Annotated in this window: 19 protein-coding genes; 4 read left to right on the forward strand and 15 right to left on the reverse strand. The window is 65.9% G+C overall.

Features of this window, described 5'->3' with window-relative positions:
* The 8 genes from K5Q19_RS18330 to xseA form a co-directional block, all read right to left on the reverse strand.
* A partial coding sequence (locus K5Q19_RS18330) for a 1-deoxy-D-xylulose-5-phosphate synthase N-terminal domain-containing protein (RefSeq protein WP_292948229.1) occupies window positions 1–611 on the reverse strand: 611 nt, incomplete at its 3' end.
* A 71-nt stretch (window positions 612–682) separates the two neighbouring features.
* A complete protein-coding gene (locus K5Q19_RS18335) occupies window positions 683–1,162 on the reverse strand; it encodes a transcriptional repressor (RefSeq protein WP_292948231.1) in 480 nt (159 codons plus the stop codon).
* 43 nt (window positions 1,163–1,205) lie between these two features.
* Window positions 1,206–1,895: a peptide-methionine (S)-S-oxide reductase MsrA gene (gene msrA / locus K5Q19_RS18340; RefSeq protein WP_292948233.1), complete on the reverse strand. Its 690-nt coding sequence runs from the start codon at window positions 1,893–1,895 to the stop codon at window positions 1,206–1,208.
* On the reverse strand, window positions 1,892–2,029 hold the full coding sequence (locus tag K5Q19_RS18345; protein WP_292948235.1) for a hypothetical protein: 138 nt from the start codon (window positions 2,027–2,029) through the stop codon (window positions 1,892–1,894). Before K5Q19_RS18345 ends, msrA begins: the two co-directional genes overlap by 4 nt.
* 290 nt (window positions 2,030–2,319) lie before the next feature.
* Entirely contained in the window at window positions 2,320–5,205 is a 2,886-nt protein-coding gene (locus K5Q19_RS18350) for a TonB-dependent receptor (RefSeq protein ID WP_292948237.1), read from the reverse strand.
* Between the two features lie 368 nt (window positions 5,206–5,573).
* The gene (locus tag K5Q19_RS18355; RefSeq protein WP_292948239.1) at window positions 5,574–6,494 is read right to left on the reverse strand and encodes a M23 family metallopeptidase; all 921 of its coding nucleotides are present in this window, start codon (window positions 6,492–6,494) and stop codon (window positions 5,574–5,576) included.
* An 11-nt stretch (window positions 6,495–6,505) separates the two neighbouring features.
* Window positions 6,506–6,709, reverse strand: a complete 204-nt coding sequence (locus tag K5Q19_RS18360) for a DUF2093 domain-containing protein (RefSeq protein WP_292948241.1) — start codon at window positions 6,707–6,709, stop codon at window positions 6,506–6,508.
* A gap of 27 nt (window positions 6,710–6,736) precedes the next feature.
* Window positions 6,737–8,197: an exodeoxyribonuclease VII large subunit gene (xseA, locus tag K5Q19_RS18365; protein WP_292948258.1), complete on the reverse strand. Its 1,461-nt coding sequence runs from the start codon at window positions 8,195–8,197 to the stop codon at window positions 6,737–6,739.
* A gap of 7 nt (window positions 8,198–8,204) precedes the next feature.
* On the opposite strand from xseA, the gene purD reads away from it, so the two are divergent.
* Entirely contained in the window at window positions 8,205–9,506 is a 1,302-nt protein-coding gene (gene purD / locus K5Q19_RS18370; RefSeq protein WP_292948243.1) for a phosphoribosylamine--glycine ligase, read from the forward strand.
* Between the two features lie 3 nt (window positions 9,507–9,509).
* Here the strand turns inward: purD and K5Q19_RS18375 are convergent, their stop codons facing one another.
* Window positions 9,510–10,511, reverse strand: coding sequence for an adenosine kinase (locus tag K5Q19_RS18375; RefSeq protein ID WP_292948245.1), 1,002 nt, complete (start codon window positions 10,509–10,511; stop codon window positions 9,510–9,512).
* A gap of 139 nt (window positions 10,512–10,650) precedes the next feature.
* Here K5Q19_RS18375 and K5Q19_RS18380 point away from each other — a divergent pair, with 139 nt between their 5' ends.
* Entirely contained in the window at window positions 10,651–11,085 is a 435-nt protein-coding gene (locus K5Q19_RS18380; RefSeq protein ID WP_292948247.1) for a hypothetical protein, read from the forward strand.
* A 3-nt stretch (window positions 11,086–11,088) separates the two neighbouring features.
* On the opposite strand, the gene K5Q19_RS18385 is transcribed toward K5Q19_RS18380, so the two are convergent.
* The 5 genes from K5Q19_RS18385 to K5Q19_RS18405 are packed head-to-tail and all read right to left on the reverse strand — an operon-like array spanning window position 11,089 to window position 14,523.
* Window positions 11,089–12,264, reverse strand: coding sequence for a saccharopine dehydrogenase NADP-binding domain-containing protein (locus K5Q19_RS18385; protein ID WP_292948249.1), 1,176 nt, complete (start codon window positions 12,262–12,264; stop codon window positions 11,089–11,091).
* 25 nt (window positions 12,265–12,289) lie between these two features.
* Window positions 12,290–12,844, reverse strand: a complete 555-nt coding sequence (gene dcd / locus K5Q19_RS18390; protein ID WP_292948251.1) for a dCTP deaminase — start codon at window positions 12,842–12,844, stop codon at window positions 12,290–12,292.
* 38 nt (window positions 12,845–12,882) lie between these two features.
* On the reverse strand, window positions 12,883–13,323 hold the full coding sequence (locus tag K5Q19_RS18395; RefSeq protein WP_292948252.1) for a cytidine deaminase: 441 nt from the start codon (window positions 13,321–13,323) through the stop codon (window positions 12,883–12,885).
* Window positions 13,320–14,018: a glycoside hydrolase family 25 protein gene (locus tag K5Q19_RS18400; protein WP_292948253.1), complete on the reverse strand. Its 699-nt coding sequence runs from the start codon at window positions 14,016–14,018 to the stop codon at window positions 13,320–13,322. The genes K5Q19_RS18395 and K5Q19_RS18400 overlap by 4 nt, the downstream gene beginning before the upstream one ends.
* A 22-nt stretch (window positions 14,019–14,040) precedes the next feature.
* Entirely contained in the window at window positions 14,041–14,523 is a 483-nt protein-coding gene (locus K5Q19_RS18405; RefSeq protein WP_292948254.1) for a UPF0262 family protein, read from the reverse strand.
* A gap of 148 nt (window positions 14,524–14,671) precedes the next feature.
* Here K5Q19_RS18405 and K5Q19_RS18410 point away from each other — a divergent pair, with 148 nt between their 5' ends.
* Window positions 14,672–16,195 carry a replicative DNA helicase gene (locus tag K5Q19_RS18410; protein WP_292948260.1) on the forward strand — a complete coding sequence of 508 codons (1,524 nt, stop codon included), beginning with the start codon at window positions 14,672–14,674 and terminating at the stop codon, window positions 16,193–16,195.
* Between the two features lie 23 nt (window positions 16,196–16,218).
* Here K5Q19_RS18410 and K5Q19_RS18415 read toward each other — a convergent pair whose 3' ends face one another.
* A complete protein-coding gene (locus tag K5Q19_RS18415; protein WP_292948256.1) occupies window positions 16,219–17,013 on the reverse strand; it encodes a class I SAM-dependent methyltransferase in 795 nt (264 codons plus the stop codon).
* A gap of 105 nt (window positions 17,014–17,118) precedes the next feature.
* Between K5Q19_RS18415 and rpoZ the strand changes: the two genes are divergently transcribed.
* On the forward strand, window positions 17,119–17,178 hold a 60-nt coding region (gene rpoZ, locus K5Q19_RS18420), incomplete at its 3' end, for a DNA-directed RNA polymerase subunit omega (protein WP_292948262.1).

Below are 17,178 nucleotides of genomic sequence, written 5' to 3' on the forward strand. Positions count from 1 at the left end.
AGGAACGGCCGCGAGGAGACGAGCCGCGCGAGATAGGCCGAGAGCCCGCCCACCGGCGGCGCGATCGACATGTCGTTGTCGTTGAGGATGACGACGAGGCGGTTGCCGGCCTCGGCCGCATTGTTCATCGCCTCATAGGCCATGCCCGCGCTCATCGCGCCGTCGCCGATCACCGCGATGGCCTTGCCCGGCTGGTCCTTGAGCTTGTTGGCAATGGCAAAGCCCAGCGCCGCCGAGATCGAGGTGGAGGAATGCGCGGTGCCGAAGGGATCGTACTCGCTCTCGGAGCGCTTGGTGAAGCCCGAAAGCCCGCCGCCCTGGCGAAGCGTGCGCATGCGGCTGCGGCGGCCGGTGAGGATCTTGTGCGGATAGGCCTGATGCCCCACGTCCCAGATCAGCCGGTCGCGCGGCGTATCGAACACGTAGTGGATCGCCGTCGTCAGCTCCACCACACCCAGACCCGAGCCCAGATGCCCGCCCGTCTGACCCACCGAGGCAATCATCTCTGCCCGCAACTCGTCCGCGAGCTGGCGCAATTGCGAAGGTGGAGGCTTGCGAAGGTCGTCTGGCGTATCAACCAGATCAAGCAGCGGCGTAACCGGATTAGACATTTACGTGTCTTACACCCTTGAATCGGCTCTGTCGAACCCGTCTTGCAGCCAATCGTCGGACCGATTGGTGATCACGCTTCCCCCGCCTCCGCCCCGCAAGCTCCGCAGCGGCCGCGGATTTCGACAACCGGGCGCACGGCGGCAAACCCCGCGCGGTGCGCCGCATCACGCAAGGCGCCGGTCAACCGGTCATCGTCGATATGAGTCGCCTCTCCGCAGGCATCGCAGATCAGGAAGATGCAATCGTGATGGCAGCCGGGATGGCTGTTCGCGACATAGGCATTCGCGCTTTCCACCCGCCGCGCGAGGTTGGTGCGCACGAACAAGTCGAGAATCCGGTAGACGCTGTTGGCGGCCACCCGCTTGCCGCGCCGCGCGCCGACGCTTTCCGCAATGTCGTATGCCGACGCGGGTTTCTCGTGGGCTGCCAGCGCCTCGAACACGTCGCTGCGCATGTCCGTCCACTGCTCACCGGCCGCCTGCAGCGCGCCGCGCGCTGCATCGACCAGCATGTCACCGGCAAAATCGTGATGGTTGTGATGGCCCGCCATGACCGCTGAGATAAACCGCCTTGCGCCCAAGCGCAAATACGCTTCACCCGCGGGTGAAGTCAGGCTTCCAAAGGCCGGGGAAAGTGCGCTTCAATGCCGTGACCTTGGGCGCATCCCACATGCGGATATAGCCGTGGTCCGGGTTCTTGAGCGCGAAGTCCTGATGGTAGTCCTCGGCCGCGAAGAAGCCGCGATTGGGCTCGACCGCCGTCACGATCGGGCGCTTCCACAGACCAGACTTCTTGAGCTGCGCGAGATAGGCCGTGGTCACCCGGGCCTGCTCCGCATTCTGCGGCACGATCGCGTTGCGATACTGGGTACCGGTATCGGGATACTGGCGGTTAAGTTGGGTCGGATCGCTCGCCACCGAGAAGAAAACTTGCAGCAGCTGATCGTAACGCACCACGGCCGGATCATAGGTGATCCGCACCGCTTCGGCATGGCCTGTCGTGCCGCTGCTGACGATCTCATAATGCGCGTCAGACCGGCTGCCGCCCTCGAAACCGGAGACGACGCTGCTCACGCCCTTCATGTGGCTGAACACCGCTTCCATGCCCCAGAAGCAGCCGCCGGCGAATACGGCGGTCTTGAGTCCCTTGGCTTCCTTTGACTGAACCAGCGATGCCGGTGCCGAAACTCCCGCCTCGGCCTGCGCGGGCTGGAGACAGGCAGCTGCGACCGAAACGGCAAACACGCCAGCGAGGAGGCGCAGCGAAGTGCGCGCGCGGCTCATCGCTGCACCTGCACATTTGCCGCGGACGTGGCGGCCTGCGCCGGCTGCACGCCGAAAGTAAACACCATCGCTGCCGAACCGAGCGCAAAGCCCAGCACCAGAGAGCGAACGAAATCCTTGCCGAAAAGCATCATTCCAAATCATCCAACTTTGCTTGCGCGGGTCGCCGCGCCCCTTTGGCACAGGCTCTGCCGCATCGTTCCGGGCGCTGGTGTCAACCAGACCGGAGTGGCGCCGCAATGCCGTTCGCTTGTTTCGGCCAGATGGTTACGGCCCTGCCGATTACAAGGTGCACCGTGTGGTGAAACGAGCCTTGCCCGTTCGGGGGGCGTGGTGGCCGCCTTGCCCGGCCTGGCTGCTCCTCTCCATACGAAAAGGGCGGCCCGTGAGGGCCGCCCTTGACGTCTAGCGAGACAGTGTCGCCTCAGAAACGAACGTCGAAACCTGCGTACAGCATTCTGCCAAAGAGGTCATACGTGTTGGCGGACGTACGCGTGCCCGGGAAGGTAACCGGGTTCGTGTCGCCAAACAGCGGCGGCTTGCGATCGAAGATGTTGTCGATGCCGAAGTAGAATTCGTACTTCTTGGCCTTGTCGAGCCCGATCCGCAGCTGCGCCTCGTGATACCACACAGCGCCGGTCGAGATCGGCGTGTCGCTGGTGTTATCATCCACAACCGAGCTCAGGTAGTTGACCCGCCAGTTGAGCGAGAAGTTGTTCCAGTTGATCGTGGTCGAAGCGTTGACCTTGTCGCGGAAACCGGTGCCGAGACGGCCGCAGCTGTAGCAATCCAGCTGCCGCAGTTCGTTCTGGGTCGGTCCACCCGGGAACGAGGTCTGGCTCTGCTCAAGCAGATGGGTCCACCGGACGGTCGTGTCGATCGACACGCTGCTGCTGAACGCACGGCGATAACCGACCTGCGTGTCGATACCCTCGACCCGGTAGGAACCGGTGTTCAGGTTCAGCGCGTTGATCGTCTTCACGCGGCCTGCAGCATCACGAATGATGTTGTTGCAGAACAGCGCTGCGCCCGAACCGGTAAGGCACTCGTCCAGCGAAGTCTGCTGGCCGATGATGCCGATCGCATCCCGAACCTTGATCCGGTAGTAGTCCACCGTCACGCTGAAGCCGGGGATGGCGCGCGGTGCGAACACTGCACCGAGCGTCAGGGTCTGAGCGACTTCCTGATTCAGATTGCGATTGCCACCCGTGAAACCGTTGATCGTCTGGATCTGGGCGGTCGTATAGGTGAAGCCGTTTGCGGTCGACGATGCCGCCGCAATCGCCGGAATGGCAAGACATGCGGCGGGCAGCTGATCGCGCGTGATCGAGATCGCGGCGGTATCACCGCCACCAGCCTTCTGGTCGCACGGATCGATGACCGCGGGGAACGTCTCGCTCTGAGCCGAGAAGAGCTCCGAGATGTTCGGCGCGCGGGTCGCTTCCGAGTAGACCGCACGGAAGCGGAGATCGCTGACCGGAGCCCACTCACCGCCGACCTTCCAGCTCCAGACGCTGCCGACCGTCGAATAGTCGGCATAGCGGGCAGCGGCTTCAACACCGAGGTAGTGGAAGAAGGGACGATCCTCGAGCAGCGGAGCCGAGAATTCGCCGTAGACTTCCTTGACGTTGTAGGCACCGAAGGTGTCGCTCAGCTGGTTGCCCAGAGTCAGGCCCAGGTTGGTGGCGGTATCGAAGTCCTCGCTGCTCTGCTCACGGCGGTATTCAGCGCCCACTGCGAAGCCGACCGGGCTCGCACCGAACACGCTGAACAGACTGCCGGCCAGGTTGGCCGTGACGACGTCCTGCTTAACGCGAGCGTCGTAGGTCGAACGCTGGCCATTGTTGGTCACGTAAGCTGCCGCAGCCGACGATACCGTGTTGCGACCGAAGATATTGATCGGAACGCAGTTCGGGTCGTTGTTGCTCGGATCGGCATCGGCGTTGATGGCGCAGACCGGACCGTTCGGGCCTGCCACTGCGTTCAGTGCATTCGCGTAAAGCGGCGCAAGGATCGTGCCGGAGCTGGTGGAATCCTTGGTTTCGCCATGCGAGTAGGAAATGTCCCAGTTCAGAGACTTGCCGAATGTACCACGCAACCCACCCATGACGCGCCAGGTGTCGCGATCATTGACATTCGAACGGTCGAAGATGTCGTTGGACCGGCGGCGGAAGGGAAGAACATCAGTGCCGCTGGCGATCATCGCATCCCGGACCGCCTGCGGGATGAAGGGGTTGGCGATCGGAATACCATCGAACGCCGAACCATCGGCGTAAGCCAGATCGGTATAGGCAACCGCCTGCGGTTCAAGCCGTGAACGCGACTTGGTCTTGGCATAGGTGAGCTCGGTGAAGAAGGTCACCTTGTCGGAGAAATCGTAGCTTGCCAGCAGGGTACCGAGGTAGCGCTCGACAGGGACCGCAAGATAGCGATCGGCGGCACGGTTGTAACCGTCGATGTTCGCGCTCTGATAGTTCTTGAGCTGGTTGTTCGGACCGAACGTGAAGGTCCCCGCACCAGGCGCGAACGAGCCGTCGGGGCTGAAAAGACCCTGCGCGGCAAACGAGCTGCGGTTCGGGATGTCACGAGCCGAGAAGTCGCGCTCCTTCGAACGCAGACCGTCGTCCTTGTCGTACTGGCCATTGATCACGATGTGGCCAGCGCCATTGGCGAAGGACTTGCCGGCGGTGACCGAGACGAGACGACGCCCGGCATCGCCCTTGTCGGTAATGTTGCCCTGACCGCGCACGCGCAGGCCTTCAAACTTGTCATCAAGCACGAAGTTGACCACACCGGCGATGGCTTCCGAACCATAGACCGCCGAGGCGCCGCCGGTGACGACTTCGATCTTCTTGATGAGATCGGTCGGGATGGTGTTGAGGTCAACGATCGAGGTACCGGGGAGGCCCGGAACGAAGCGACGGCCATTCACGAGCACGAGCGTACGGGCCGAGCCGAGGTTCCGCAGGTTGACGGTCGCCTGGCCGTTACCGGTCGTCGAGAAGTTGGACGAGGTACGGCTGATGTTCTGGCCGACCGCTGGCAGGTCTGCCAGCACGTCCTGAATGTTGGCAGCGCCAGTCTGCTGGATCTGCGTCTGCCCGACGACCGAAACCGGCACGGACGACTCAAGATCAGGACGGGCAATGCGCGAACCGGTGACGACGATTGCAGTAGCATCGCTTGCTTCGGTCGCGGTGTCAGCCTGCGGCGTGGCGTCCTGCGCGAATGCGGGGGCGGAAACGAGTGCGAGTGCAAGCGCGAAAGGCGCAGCACCCGCCTTAAAGGCGGCGTTGTTGTTGGTCTTCACGTGTCCAGTCCCTTCAATGGGCGGCCCCAACCCCATTCGGGATCCCCAAGGCCACCGGAAGAAGTTCCCCGATCAACATAGCCTCTGGTCCGGTCTGCGCCGGGCGTGTCAGATGGCAGTCGACCTGTGAGGAACGATGGGGCTTACTGGGAGATTTCGCAGGCTTCTTGGAAGGCCGATTTGCAACCGATCTGCAAAACGTTCGTGCTATGTGGCGAGACTGCAACACACTGTCGGTGTTTCGCAACGCTCTGGCAAATGGCTCAAACCGCGCTCCGCGCTCGGAAGTTACATCCGGATCGGTTTGTCGACAATATTTTGCGCAGTGCTCCCGATTTGAGGCAAGAAATGTGCGCGGCCTTGCAGATTCAGCGTGATGGCGCAGCAAACAGCCTCGGGTCCAGTCTGCGCCCCTGCCATGTGAGGGCCCAGTGGAGATGCGGGCCCGTCGCGCGGCCTGTCATGCCGACATGTCCAATCAGCTGGCCCTGCAGCACAGTGTCACCCTCCTGCACCACCAGATCGGAGCAATGCAGGAACGCCGAGGTGAGCCCCATGCCGTGGTCGAGGATCAAGAGGCGCCCCTCCAGCGTGAACGGCGCCTCGCGGGCCGCGAGTGTCACCACGCCGTCTGCCGGGGCGCGAATCTCGGCTCCCTGCGGCGCCGCAAGATCGATGCCGGCGTGATAGGCCCCGGGTTCACCGCGATAGATCCGCTGCGAGCCGAACTCACCCGATACACGCCCCGCGGAAGGCCAAAGCATCGTCTGCCGCCAGCCGGCGGCGGCGCTGCCTCTGGCGCGGGCTGCACCGATCCGGACCAGCTCCGCCTCTCGCCGCGCCTTGAATTCGGCATCGGGCAGCTTGCCGGGGCGCTTCGCCACGTTGACCGCTTCGATCCGCCAGCTGCGCGGCGCCACGGCCAGCTCGGTCGAGAGGGAGAAGCCGCTGGCTGCCGTTATCGCCAGAACAAGGCTGGCCGGTGCATCGCGATCGAACGCAGCGAAGAACGTGCCATCGGGCGCGAGCGGCAGCGTCGTCCCGCCCAGAGACACGCTGCTGGTTCCGCTCGGCGCAGTCCCGCGAATCCATCCGCCTTGCGCGAGCTTTCCGCGATATTGCATGCCGCCAAGGGTGCCTGGCGCCGGCTCGGCAGGCGGCAGTTCGGTTGTTTGCGCAGACAGGGGCGCTGTGGCCACGGCTGGCGGCGTGGCCGGGCTTGCACCGCCGGCGCCCAACACGATGATGGCAGAAAACGCGCCGCGCAGGAAAGCGGCGGCGGAAGGCACCGGTCGCCCGATCATTCCTCGCCGAGCAGGCGGCGCGTCGCGATCTCGGCGCTGGCGTAAGCCTCCTGGCGCTCCACACTCCAGTAGCGCAGCATATCGAGACCAATCCGCGCGCCGCTCACCGCGCAGAGCACGTGATCGCCCGCGCCGATCTGGCGGAAATGGCTGGGCAGGTAGTGCAGGCGCGCGAGGCGGTTGGCAGAGTTCATCAGCATGGGGTCCAATCTAGTGCGTCACGCCGCTCAAAGCAATTTCGGCTGCGCATCCCCCGGGGCGGGCCCGCGTGGCTTCGGCGCGGCGCGCGGGGCAGGGGGCACAGGCGCCCCGCTCGGGACCACATCAAGCACGCCGTCACCAAACTCCAGATGGAGCAGGCCCGCCGCTTCGGCCACCATGCGCGAGCGGACGAGATGCCCGCTAGCATCGGTCACCAGCACATAGCCGCGTCGCAACGGCGCCTTGGGATCGAGCGAGCGCCGCACGCGGTCAAGAGCAGCGAGCGCGGTCCGGCCGGCTTCGATCCGCTGCAGGACAAGCGCGGGCCGCAAGCGCTGCCCGGCGAGCCGATCCTGCCCCTGCCGCAACCGCGCCTCAAGCACGGCGGGCCGCAGCCCCGCCGACCGCTGCGCCAGCTGCGTTGCGGCAAGCCCCGTGCGGTGCACCAGCGCGCGACGCAGGCGGTCGCCGAGGTCATCGAGTCGCTGCGCCTGTCCCTCCAGCAGGGCCTGCGGCTCCGGCAGACGACGCGCGCGTTGCTCCAGCCGCTCCCGCGCGAGGCTGAGCAGCCTGACCACCGCGCGCTGCTTGCGGGCCTGCAGATCGGCAAGCCCTGCGATCAGCTCACCGCGCACCGGAACCGCAATTTCAGCCGCAGCGGTCGGCGTCGGCGCGCGGACGTCGGCGGCGAAATCGGCAAGCGTGGTGTCGGTTTCATGGCCCACGGCGCTGATGGTGGGAATCGTGCTCGCAGCGATGGCGCGGACAACATCCTCATCGTTGAAGCACCACAGGTCTTCGATCGAGCCGCCCCCGCGCGCCACGATCACGAGATCGGGGCGAGGGACCGGTCCGCCCGGCTCCAGCGCCGAAAAGCCGCGCACCGCAGCGGCGATCTGTGCCGCCGCGCCCGGCCCCTGCACCAGCACCGGCCAGACCACGACATGAGTGGGAAACCGGTCACGCAGGCGGTGCAGGATATCACGGATCACCGCTCCTGTGGGCGACGTCACGACGCCGATCACGCGCGGCAGATAGGGCAGGGGCCGCTTGCGCGAGGGCGCGAAGAGCCCTTCCGCCTCCAGCCGCGCCTTGGTCTTGGCCAGCAGCGCCAGCAGCGCGCCTTCGCCGGCAATCTCCATGCGCTCGATCACGATCTGATAGTTGGATCGGCCGGGATAGGTCGTCAGCTTGCCGGTCGAGATCACTTCGACGCCGTCTTCCGGCACGAAGCCCAGCCGCTGCGCGCCGCCACGCCACATCACGCCATCGAGCCGCGCGTTCTCGTCCTTGAGGCTGAGATAGAGGTGGCCCGATGCCGCCCGCTTCACCCCCGAAAGCTCGCCGCGCACGCGCACGAAGCCGAAGCGGTCTTCCACCGTGCGCTTGAGGAGCTGCGAAATCTCGCTGATGGAAAGCGCCGGGGCGTTGTCGCCCGCAGTCTGGGCGGCTAACAGCCCGGCTTCATCTTCACGGTAAGGCGGCATATCTGGCATGAATATCCTGCTCATCGGCTCGGGCGGACGCGAACATGCGCTGGCGTGGAAGATGGCGCAATCGCCGCGTTGCACGGCGCTGTGGGCTTCGCCGGGGAACCCGGGCATCGCCGAAGTGATTGCCGCGCACGATGGCCAAGGCGGATGTGTCCCGCTCACACTCACCGATCATGCCGCTGTAATCGCATTCTGCGCCGACCACGCCATCGCGCTCGTTGTCGTCGGCCCGGAAGCGCCGCTGGTCGATGGCCTTGGCGATTCGCTGCGCGCCGTCGGCATTGCAGTGTTCGGTCCCGGCAAGGACGCCGCCCAGCTTGAGGGCTCCAAGGGCTTCACCAAGGACATGTGCACCCGCGCCGGCATCCCGACCGCTGGCTACGTCCGTGCGAGGAGCGCCGCCGAGGCCCATGCCGCACTCGCCGGTTTTGCGCTCCCGGTGGTGATCAAGGCCGATGGCCTTGCGGCAGGCAAGGGCGTGGTGATCGCCCAGACCGCCGAGGAAGCCGCAGCCACCATCGACGACATGTTCGCCGGCGCCTTCGGCGGGGCGGGCGCCGAAGTGGTGATCGAGGAATTTCTCGAAGGCGAGGAAGTGAGCCTCTTCGCGATCACCGACGGCAACGCTATCGCGCTGTTCGGTTCGGCGCAGGACCACAAGCGGGTGGGCGAGGGCGATACTGGCCCCAACACGGGCGGCATGGGTGCCTATAGCCCGGCGCCGGTGCTGACCGCCGAACTCGAAGCCCGTGCTATGGCCGAGATCATCGCGCCGACAGTGAAGGCCATGGCCGATGCGGGGATGCCCTATTCGGGCGTGCTGTTCGCCGGGCTGATGCTGACGGCGAACGGCCCCAAGCTGATCGAATACAATTGCCGCTTCGGCGATCCCGAATGCCAGGTGCTGATGATGCGGCTGGAAAGCGATCTCGTGGACCTGCTCGATGCCTGCGCCCGCGGGGAACTCGCCCGAGCCGCCGCGCCATCCCTCTCCGCCGCAAATGCCATGACGGTGGTCGTGGCAGCCAGAGGCTATCCTGCAACGCCGGCCAGCGGCGGTGCGATCGCGAACCTTCCCGCCGCCGAGGCCCACGGCGCCAAGGTCTTCCACGCAGGTACGGCGGCAACAGATGAGGGCGCGCTCGTTGCCAAGGGTGGGCGCGTCCTCAATGTCACCGCCACCGGGGCCTCGCTGCAGGAAGCCCGCGACCGCGCCTATGCCGCGCTGGCGGAGATCCGCTTCGACGACGGCTTCTGGCGCGGCGATATCGGCTGGCGCGAGCTGGCGCGCCAGGCGGGCTGAGCGTCAGCCCAGCCGCTCGGCCACCAGCGCGGCGAGGTCCGCCTCGGGCCGCGCGCCATAGTGCGAGATCACTTCGGCCGCGCAGATCGCGCCAAGCTTGAGGCAATCGGCAAGGCTGTGCCCGCGCACGTGGCCGAACAGGAACCCGGCTGCGAACAGATCGCCCGCGCCGGTCGTATCGACCACGTGCTCGACCGGCTCGGCAGGAACCGAGACATGCTCGCCATGCGCCACGGCATGCGCGCCGTTCTCGCTGCGGGTCACGACCAGCACCGGCACCTTGGGCGCCAGCGCAGCGATACCGGCGTGGAAATCGTCCTCGCCGGTCAGCGCGGCCAGCTCGTGTTCGTTGGCGAACAGGATGTCGATCTCGCCCGCCTCGATCAGCGCGCGGAAATCATCGCCATGGCGCGCGATCACGAAGCCGTCGGACAGCGTGAAAGCGACCTGCCGCCCGGCTTCGCGCGCTGCCGCGATGGCGCGGCGCATGGCAAGGCGGGGCTCTTCCGGGTCCCACAGATAGCCTTCGAGATAGAGCACGGACGATTCGGCGATCACGCTCTCGTCAAGCGCCGAGGCCGGCAGGAACTGCGAAGCGCCGAGATAGGTGTTCATCGTGCGCTGGCCATCCGGCGTCACGAAGATCAGGCAGCGCGCGGTGGCCGGGTCTTTCCCGCGCGCGGGTGTGTCGAAGGCGATCCCGCCTGCGCGGATGTCGTGGGCAAAAACCTCGCCCAGTTGGTCATCGGCAACCTGACCGATGAACGCGCACTTCGCGCCAAGCGCCGCGAGACCGGCGAGCGTGTTCGCCGCCGAGCCGCCGGAGATTTCCCGCGCCGGGCCCATCGCCTCGTAAAGCTCATGCGCGCGCGCCGTGTCGACAAGCGTCATGCCGCCCTTGGCAAGGCCCAGCCGGGTGATGTCGTCCTCTGCCGCCGGAGCCATGACATCGACGATGGCATTGCCGATGGCGATCACATCGAAACGGGCGGGGGCAGGGCTCATCCGGTTACTCCAAAAGGTATGTCTCTCGGCATGAGGCCGTAGCGGGCAGGGCGAGGCGGTGCAATGCTGCGCTGCGAAGAGCCGCCGTGCCAGCCGGGTGCGTTGACACAGCGCGGCGCAGCGGCGATTCACCGACGTCATGAAAGCATACCAGCTGCTTGCGCTTCCGGCGCTGCTCGCGCTCGCCGCATGTGGCGGCTCTACGGAGGCGGTGCGCCCCTTGCCGGCTCCACCGCCACCGCCAAGGGCGATCCGGCCAGCCCCTCCTGCCGCGATCCAGACGCAGCGTCCCCGTCCGCATATTCAGGTGCTGCCGGGTCTCGAAGGGGTGATCGGCGCCGATGCCGATGCGCTCACCCGCCAGTTCGGCGCGCCCCGGCTCGACGTGCGCGAGGGCGATGCGCGCAAGCTGCAGTGGAGCGGCACGCCCTGCGTGCTCGATGCCTATCTCTATCCGCCAGACGCGGGCGGCCGGCCCATCGCCACGTTTATCGACGCGCGGCGCGGCGACGGGCGCGATGTCGATCGGGCTGCCTGCGTGGCGGCGCTGCGGCAGACACCGCAGCGCCGCTGAAGTTCACTCCGGCGCGAAGCTGATCTCGGCATGGGCGCGCAGGCGCTCGACCAGTGCTTCGCCCAGCAGCGCGCCCGGCGTGGCAATCGCGCCTTCCGCCTTGCACGAGAGCAGCGCGATGCCGGTTTCGGCGAGCATGCGGCTGGTCGAGCCATAGCCCGGATCGTACCGCCCCTTGACGCCATAGCGGATCTCGCGGCCATCGGGCATTTCGCCCACGAACAGCACGTCGTAGTGGCCGTTGAGCCGCTCCTCCGCGGTCGGGCCTTCGCCCGGCTTGGGATCGTTCGGACCGCCGATCATCGGCGTCTTCGCTACATGCTCGGCAATCGCCTGGCCCTGCTCGCCGGGCCCGGTCAGCATCATCTCGTCATAGACGAAGTCCGCGCCATAGGGATGCCCGCGCAGGAAATTGGTGCGGTGGACGTTCTTGGTATTGATCACCGCCATGATGAAGGGCGCGGCCCAGCTGCCAGTCGCCTCGTCGAGGAACGGCTTGTCGCCCGCCGGCTGCTCCGGCCCTTCGAATCCGGGGGTGAGGCCGAAGGGGCTCGTCATGATCGGGATGAGCGAAGGGTTGGCACCCAGCGCCTTGAGCGTCGCGCCGAGGCTCGCCGCCGTGCCGCCCGAGAAACCGCCCTGCATCGCCCGAACGCGGCACTTCACCCGCGGCACGGGTGCTCCGAAGCGCGCCTTGGCTTCCTGCTGCAGCATGTAGACGCCAAGATCGAAGGGGATCGAATCGAAGCCCGAGGAGAACGCCACCCGCGCGCCGGTTTCCTTGGCCTGCTCGTGCAGCGCATCGACCATCTGGCGCATCCACACCGGCTCGCCGCAGAGGTCGGCATAGTCCGTCCCCGCCGCGACGCAGGCGCGCAGCACCGGCTCCCCATAGAGCTGGTACGGGCCGACCGTCGTGACCACCACGCGGGTCTGCTCGGCCATTGCGGCAAGGCTCGCGGGATCGGACGAATCGGCCACCACCAGCGGCGTATCCGCCGGCGCACTAATCAGATCGCGCACTTCGGCAAGCTTCTCCGCACTGCGCCCGGCCATCGCCCAGCGCGGGCCATCCTTGCCATAATGATGCGCCAGATATTCAGCCACCAGCCGCCCGGTGTAGCCGGTCGCGCCATAGACGATGATATCAAACGGCCGTTCGGCCTTGGTCGTTGCCATTGTTCTCTCCCGTTATCGTTAGTGTTCAAAGCCTCGGCAGGGTCACCCCGCGCTGGCCCATGTATTTGCCCGCACGGTCGGCATAGCTCACCTCGCACGGCTCGTTCCCCTGCAGGAACAGGAACTGGCACGCGCCTTCGTTGGCATAGATCTTCGCGGGCAGCGGCGTGGTGTTGGAAAACTCCAGCGTCACATGGCCTTCCCAGCCCGGCTCCAGCGGCGTCACGTTCACGATGATCCCGCAGCGCGCGTAGGTCGATTTGCCGAGGCAGATTACCAGCACATCGCGCGGCACGCGGAAGTATTCGACCGTCCGGGCCAGCGCGAAGGAATTGGGCGGGATCACGCAGACGTCGGTCTTGCGATCGACGAACGAGTTCGAATCGAAATCCTTCGGGTCCACCACCGACGAATCGATGTTGGTGAAGATCTTGAACTCGTCCGCCACCCGCGCGTCATAGCCATAGGAGGAGAGGCCGTAGGAAATGCAGCCCTCGCGCCGCTGGCTCTCCACGAACGGCTCGATCATGCCGTGTTCGAGGGCCTGCGTGCGGATCCACTTGTCGGAAAGAATGGCCAATGCGGCACTCCGGTATGCTGGGAAGGGAAGAAAGCGGCTCAGGCCAGATTGGCCGGTCCGAAGGCATGGGGCAAGAGGGCGGACAGGGGCAGGCGGGTAAGGCCGTCTTGGGCTACGCCGATCACCTCGGGATCCGTCCCGCCAAGCGCCGCCAGTTCGTGCAGCATCTGGCGGCAGCGTCCGCAGGGCATCACGGGTTCGGGTCCGAGCACAGGATTGCCCTCGGAATCGGGCTTGCCGCCCGCAATCGCCACGGCGACCAGCCCGCCGCGCCGCCCCTCGGTCATCGCGCGGGCCACGGCATTGGCTTCGGCGCAGAGCGAAAGGCCGTAGCTTGCGTTCTCGACATTCGCCGCCTGCACCACAGCGCCATCATCGAACAGCAGCGCGGCGCCGACATGGAAGACCGAATAGGGCGCATAGGCGGTGCGCGCGGCTTCCTTCGCGGCGGCAACAAGATTGTGCGTCGATTCGCTCATCGGTGCACCGCCACCCAGCGCACCGGCCCGGCAACGCCGGCAACGCGCAGCCGCGAGGTTGCGGTCCACATCACCCAGGGCCGCCCGGCATAGGTCGGCTCAAGGAAATCGCCCGCCACCCACAAGTTGCGATCCAGCCGCGCGGCAAGATGGTAGCGCGCCTCGAAGCTGCGCGAGAGCATCAGGATCGCGGGGCGTTCGGTGTGCTTCTCGATCTGGTTGAGGAACGTCGTCAACTCGCTCTGCATCGCCGCCTCGCCCGGCGGCTGCGGGCAGGAGCGCGAATCAAGATCAAGCACGACCGCAGGGGGCAACAAGGCCTCATCGCGCGGCACGACAATCACGAAACTGCCGGCCTGCGCGTCCGCCGGGGCGCAGAGATCATAGACGTGGACCGCGCCCGCCTGCAGCCCCGCCTTGCGCGCAGCATCGAGCCCTGCCGTGAACGTCTCATCGCGCCGCCCCGCGCCTTCACTGGCGGTGAGGTAGACGAAATCGGCCCCATGCGCCTTGAGCGAGGACCATTCGACGGCACCGTCATGCGCATCGAGCCAGGCGCCCTGCACCGGAAAACGGGCACGATCCGGCTCCCAGCGCCGCGATTCCCACCAGACAGCCGCCGTGAGGCCTGCCAGCACCAGCACGGCGAGCAGGATCCACACGCGCCGACGCGCTGGTTTTGCGGAGTTCGTCACGCAGGGCTGCCCAGTTAGCTGTTCATCCCCTGATATGCAGAACGCAGATCAGGGTGAAGAGCCGCCGTGCGGTGGCAAAATCAGTCTCGATCTTGCCCTCCAACCGCTCGAGCAGCAGATCCGCCGCTTCGTTGTGGACCCCGCGGCGGGCCATGTCGATGGTCTCGATCTCCTGCGCGGTCGCACGCCGGATCGCCTGGTAGTATGAATCGCAAATCGCGAAGTAATCGCGGATCGGCCGGCGAAAGCGCCCAAGCCCGAGCACAATGGTTTCAAGCGGGCTGCCGTCCTCCGCCGATATCGCCAGCGCCAGCCGCCCATCGTCCACCGACAGGCGCAGGCGATAGGGCCCTTCATAGCCCGCTGCTGCGGCGCGCACGGGGCGGAAGGTGTTTTCCTCGATCAGATCGAAGATCGCGATCCGGCGTTCCTGCTCGATATCGGCATTGCGCCACACGATCGTCGCTTCGTCGAGCTCGATATGCGAAATGCGCGGGTCGGCCATGGCGGCCAGTGTCTTGCAGACGGTTCCCGCGCGGGCAAGCCATTTGCGTAAGGAATCCGCGCTCTTTCGCGATCCCTCCCCGCTATCCACAGGCGGTGTGGCATCCGCGCCGCTTGCCGCAAGCCCCCTGCTCCTCCACAAGGCGGGCATGTCCAACGTCCAGCCGATCCCCCTGCGCGAGCCCGACTCCTCCGGTGCCCCTGTCGCCTCGCTTCCCGCCAACGTGGAGGCGGAAGCCGCGTTCCTCGGCGCGGTGCTGATCGACAACCGGATCCTTGAAGAACTGCCCACGCCGCTACGTCCGGAGCACTTCTTCGCGCCGGTTCATGGCCGGGTTTTCGAGCGCATCCTCGCGCTGATCGACCGCAAGGCAGTGGTCACCCCGGTCACGCTCAAGCCCTATTTCGAGGCGGACGAAGGCCTCAAGGAACTCGGCGGCACCGCCTACCTCGCGCGGCTGACGGCAGACGGCCAGGGCCTGCTCGCGCCCAAGGAACTTGCCGAGCAGATCTACGACCTCGCGCTGCTGCGCGAGCTGATCACCGTCGGGCGCAATCTCGTTTCGGGCGCGATGGATACGAGCGAGACGGTCGCGCCGCTCAAGCAGATCGAGCAGGCCGAAGCCGCGCTCTATGCCGTGGCGGAAGGCGCGCAGACCGGCAACGAAGCGCAGAGCTTCGGCAGTGCCACGCGCGTCTCGCTCGAAATGATCGAGAAGGCGCTGCTCTCGGGCGGCCATATCTCGGGCAAGACCACCGGCCTTACCTCGGTCAACGAGAAGATCGGCGGTTTGCACGACAGCGACCTTATCATCCTTGCCGGGCGCCCCGGCATGGGCAAGACCTCGCTCGTCACCAATATCGCGTTCAATGCGGCGGACCGGCTGCGCCGCGATCTCGCGGACGGCATTTCGGTCAAGGATTCGGTCGGCGCCGCGGTCGCCTTCTTCAGCCTCGAAATGAGCGCGGACCAGCTCGCCACGCGTATCCTTGCCGAACAATCGGGCATCAGCTCCGAAGCGCTGCGCATGGGCCGCATCAGCCGCGAGGATTTCCAGTCGCTGTCCTTCGCCAGCCAGCGCCTGGCCGAACTGCCGCTCTATATCGACGATACGCCCGCGCTCACCATCGGCGCGCTGCGCACGCGCGCCCGCCGCCTCAAGCGCCGCCATGATATCGGCCTGATCGTGGTCGACTACCTCCAGCTGCTCCAAGGCTCGGGCCGCGCCAGTGACAACCGCGTCAACGAAATCTCCGAAATCAGCCGAGGCCTGAAGACGCTCGCCAAGGAACTCGGCGTCCCCGTCATCGCGCTCTCGCAGCTCAGCCGCGCGGTCGAACAGCGCGACGACAAGCGGCCGATGCTGTCTGACCTGCGCGAATCGGGCTCGATCGAGCAGGACGCGGACATGGTCTGGTTCGTGTTCCGCGAGGATTACTACGTCGCCGCACGCGAACCCAAGGTTCCGCAGGGCACCGACGATGCCAAAGTGCAGGAAGCCCACGCCGCCTGGCAGGCCGAAATGGAACGCGTCTTCGGCCTCGCCGAGTTGATCGTTGCGAAGCAGCGCCACGGCTCCACCGGCAAGGTCCGCCTGAAGTTCGAGGCCCGGATCACCCGCTTCAGCGACCTCGCGCCCGATCACATGGCCTATGGTTACGGGGATGAGTGAGCACAGTACGGCGTGCGTGACGGCTAGGCAGGCTTGACGGCCACGATGGTAGCCGGACGGAAACTGCCGAAACTCACTGCGGCAAGAATAACGTCCTTGATCGGCGAAACCAGCGTCCGGACATGCTTGAAGCCTTGGGCATCAAGCCATTGGCGGTATTCCTTGCGATTTGCGATATCTGTCAGCAGCAGCCTGCCACCAGGCCGCAGCACCCGTTTCATCTCGCCAAGCGCCGTGACGCGGTCGGCTTCGATCTCCAGATTGTGTACCACCCAGTGCGACATCACGAGATCAAACGACGAATCCGCAAAGGGTAGCTGCCGCATGTCGCCGGTCTCGATCGCTATGCGCTCCGCGACGCCCTCGATCGCCGCATTGTGCGCGGCACCTTCCGGACTGGCTCCAGACTGATCCTTGGCCCGCCAGATGTCGATCCCGATGGCCTTCCCCGAAGTCAGCCGGTGGGCCGCGCCGATAAGCAGCAGCCCTCGCCCGCACCCGACATCAAGTACCTGTTCATCGCCGCGCCACTCCGCCTGATCGAGAATACGGTCCCGGCCGCGGACCTTGCCGATCCGGCTTTCATAAAGCATGTAGCCGCCCATTCCGAAGAGGTAGCTGGCAAGCAGCAATGCACTGACACCGACCAATCTCGCAGCGCCGGAAGACCCGGCGAGCGAGGTTGCCATGCCTGCGGCTGCAGCAACCGTTCCGCCGATCAGGAAACCGCGCATCAGTCCGGGTGCGTCGATGCCGTAATCGACTCGCTGGGGCATGTGGATTGCTCGTTTGCAATTTGGGCGGCGTACCACCACCATCGCGGCGCATCACAATCAATCGCCCATGTGTTTTCTTGACATTTGGGCATGGCAGCCCTAGCTCGCCGCTCTTCCATCCATTCCTGTTTCCCGGAGTGCCCCCGCATGGCGCGCGTTACCGTCGAAGATTGCGTCGACAAGATCCCCAACCGCTTCGATCTCGTG

The organism is Novosphingobium sp., assembly GCF_019748365.1.
Lineage (GTDB): Bacteria > Pseudomonadota > Alphaproteobacteria > Sphingomonadales > Sphingomonadaceae > Novosphingobium.